This window comes from Siccirubricoccus soli, assembly GCF_024178315.1.
GTDB classification, from domain to species: Bacteria; Pseudomonadota; Alphaproteobacteria; order Acetobacterales; family Acetobacteraceae; genus Siccirubricoccus; species Siccirubricoccus soli.
This window is the reverse complement of sequence record NZ_JAMZIK010000285.1, coordinates 1-2922: the sequence shown is the minus strand read 5'-3', so window position 1 is coordinate 2922 and position 2922 is coordinate 1. Positions and strand designations below refer to the sequence as shown.

General features: G+C 73.7%; 3 protein-coding genes and 1 pseudogene. 3 read left to right on the top strand and 1 reads right to left on the bottom strand.

Annotation, left to right across the window (positions count from 1 at the left end; genetic code table 11):
• The first annotated feature begins 12 nt into the window (after positions 1-12).
• Positions 13-174, top strand: a complete 162-nt coding sequence (locus tag NJ376_RS28360; protein ID WP_370288772.1) for a transposase domain-containing protein — start codon at positions 13-15, stop codon at positions 172-174.
• 69 nt (positions 175-243) lie between these two features.
• Here NJ376_RS28360 and NJ376_RS28355 read toward each other — a convergent pair whose 3' ends face one another.
• A complete protein-coding gene (locus tag NJ376_RS28355) occupies positions 244-1389 on the bottom strand; it encodes an aminotransferase class V-fold PLP-dependent enzyme (RefSeq protein ID WP_252956698.1) in 1146 nt (381 codons plus the stop codon).
• Between the two features lie 120 nt (positions 1390-1509).
• Between NJ376_RS28355 and NJ376_RS28350 the strand changes: the two genes are divergently transcribed.
• Both NJ376_RS28350 and NJ376_RS28345 read left to right on the top strand, forming a co-directional pair.
• The gene (locus tag NJ376_RS28350) at positions 1510-2508 is read left to right on the top strand and encodes a hypothetical protein (protein ID WP_252956697.1); all 999 of its coding nucleotides are present in this window, start codon (positions 1510-1512) and stop codon (positions 2506-2508) included.
• A 199-nt stretch (positions 2509-2707) separates the two neighbouring features.
• Positions 2708-2922 (top strand): annotated as a pseudogene (locus NJ376_RS28345) (hypothetical protein); the annotation flags it as partial.

The window sequence follows — 2922 nt, the reverse complement described above, 5'->3', positions numbered from 1 at the left end:
CGCGCGGCCAGCATCTACACCGTCGCTGAGACTGCCACGCTCAACGGCCTCGACCCGGAACCCTACATCGCCGCCGTAATCGACCGCCTTGCTCGCGGCCACACCATCGGCCGCCTCCACGAACTCCCGCCCTGGAACTCCAAGCCCGAGACGCCGCCCGTGGTGACCGGCTGACGCTTACGCTCTTCCGAATCGGGCGGCGCCCGCGGGTCCTCGCGGACACACGGGCCACCTTCGCGGGGCTCACACCACTGCGCGGAACGCCGCCAGGAAGGCGTCTACATCCGCCTCGTCGTTATAGACATGCGGGCTGATCCGCAGCCGCCCGAGCCGCGGTGCCGCATAGGCCCGCCGCGCCGCCAGCGCCGCCACCAGCCCCTCCTTCATCCTGCCCGGAAAGCCCAGGCTCAGCACATGCGGCGCCCGGACCCGGGCGGCGGGGATCTCCAGCCCCATCCCCTCCAGCCCCGCCGCGAGGCGTTCCGTCAGCATGGCCAGCCGCGTGGCGATGGCCGCCTGGCCCCATTCGGCCATCATCTCCATGCCCACCGAGGCCATCTCCAGCGAGATGAGATGGTCCCGCTCCCCCATGTCGAAGCGCTGCGCACCTTCGGCATAGGCGAGATCGGCGAAATAGGGCGCGGTTTCGGCATCCACCGCCCGCCGGCCGGAGGCGGTCTGCTCCAGCGGCACGCCCCCCTGCCAGCGCTTCGCCACATAGAGGAAGGCCCGGCCATAGGGGCCAAGCACCCATTTATAGGTCGGGAAGACCAGCACATCCGGGTCCAGCGCCCGGACATCCAGCGGCAGCACCCCGGCGTGGTGGGTGGCATCCACCAGCAGCGCCGCGCCCTGCGCCTTCGCCGCCGCCGAGACCGCTGCCAGATCCACCAGCCCGCCATCCGCCCAATGGACGGAGGAGATGGAGACGAGCGCCAGCGGCGCTGCCCCTGGCCGAGCGATCGCCTCCAGCACCGCCGCCGTCCAGTCGCCATCCCCGGGCCGGGCCACGGTCTCCACCGCGAAGCCGCCTTCCGGCGCCCGCTGCAGCCATTCGAGCGTTGGGGAGGAATGGTCGTCTGCCAGAACCAGCACCCGCTGGCCCGGCGCGATGGGCAGGATCTTCCCCGCGGTGGAGACGCCGTAGCCGACCGAAGGGATCAGGGCGATGTCCTCCGGCGCCGCGCCGATCAGCGCCGCCGCGGCCCGCCGGGCGCGGGTGAAGTGCCCCGCATAGTGGTCCGCCGGCAGGGTCCAGGGCTGCGCCTTGCGCGCGACGCCCCGGTGCCCCGCCTCCTGCACCCGCTTCGGCAGCGGGCTCCAGGAGGCGGCGTTGAGATAGGCGACGTCGCGGGGGATATCGAAGGCATCGCGCTGACAGGCAAGCATGGGCGGGCTCCTGGCGTGCTCCCGGTCAGCCTGCGCGCCCTGCCGGGCCGCGGCAAGCTGCCCCGCAACCCTTCCTTCATCTCTTCCTGCTCCCCTGGCCGCCCAAGGGAATCCGCGACGGTGTCCGAGCTCATCATCGAGGTTGCGCCGCCCGAGCCCGGCGGCCCAGCCGCCGGTGAGCCGGCGCGCGGCTCCTTGGCAAGGCTGAAGGCCAGGGCCAAGCGCTTCCGCGCCGCCCTTGTCGCTGCCTGGCAGGAGCCGGAGCATGAGCCGATGGCGCCGCCCCGCCTGGCGGCGCGGGAGGATCTGCCGCCGCCGGAGATGGCGGCGGAGGCGGAGGCCCAGGGCGGCCTCTTCATGGCCCGGGCGGATTGGGCGGACCGGCTCTGGGATGCCGGCTTCTGCGGCCCGGGCGGGGCGCAGGAGGTGCTCCGCCTCTCCAGCCTGCTGCCGCTCTCCCCCGCCACCACCCTGCTGATAGCGGGACAGGATTCCGGCGGGGCGGCCGCCGCCATCGCCGCCCAGCGCGGCTGCTGGATCGCCTTCCACCAGCATGACGCGCTGACGGCGCAATTCATGACCTCCCGCCTCAGCGGCTTCGGCAAGCGCATCGCCGTACAGCCCTGGGACCCGGCCAGGCCCGGCTTCCGCGCCAATTTCCATCACCACGCCCTGGGGCTGGAGCCGCTGCTGAGCAATGCGCGGCCGGAGGCCTTCTGCCAGGCCATGGGCCATGCGCTGAAATCCGGCGGGCAATTCGTGCTGGTGGAGGTGGTGCAGGCCGTGGCCGGCGCCCCCGACCCGGCCTTCGAGCGCTGGCTGGCGCTGGAGGGGCGGGAGCAGCCGCCGCCGCCCCGGCCGCAATTGGAGGCCGCGCTGCAGAAGGCCGGCTTCCAGATCCATGTCGCGGAGGATGCCAGCCAGCGTCATTGCGCCGGCATCGTGGAAGGCTTCGCCCGGCTGGTGACGGGGCTGCGCGCCAACCGGCCGAAGGGGGCGGAGAGCGTCAACGCCCTGCTGGCGGAAAGCGAGGCCTGGCTGCTGCGTCACCGGCTGCTCGCCTCCGGCCGCCTCGCCCTGCTGCGTTGGCATGCCAGCCGGCGGACCTCGGTGCGGTAGGCGCCGCCACCGGAAACCGGTGATGGTGCGGAGTCTGGCAGATCCCGCCCGGGCGCAGGCTCAGGCCAAGCCGACTCGCCGGGTGGTCCGGGCACACGGCCGTCCGGCATGCCTGGCGGTCCGCGCTGGCGCGGCGACCCCATCGCGGCCGGCGGATCCAGGCTTGGCAGTCCCCGGTGAGGCATGGGAGGGATGCCGCATGGCTGTGCCCGACTCCCCCCTGCCGCCGGCCGTGGTGATCCATGCGGCGGCGGAGGCCGCGGCGGCGCTGGCCGCGGCCGGGCCGGCGGGGGTCACGCTGCTTTCCGCCCCCGGCGCCGCCGGCTTCCTCGGCCCCGCCTGGTTTCAGGCGCTGGTCGCCGGCGCGGCGGCGGCGCATCGCGGGGTGCCGCATCTTGCCGTGCTGGATTGCGC

Bases quoted from the DNA above. Each gene is read 5' to 3' on its own strand.
- NJ376_RS28355 (WP_252956698.1), bottom strand. From the start codon at position 1,389: ATGCTTGCCTGTCAGCGCGATGCCTTCGATATCCCCCGCGACGTCGCC.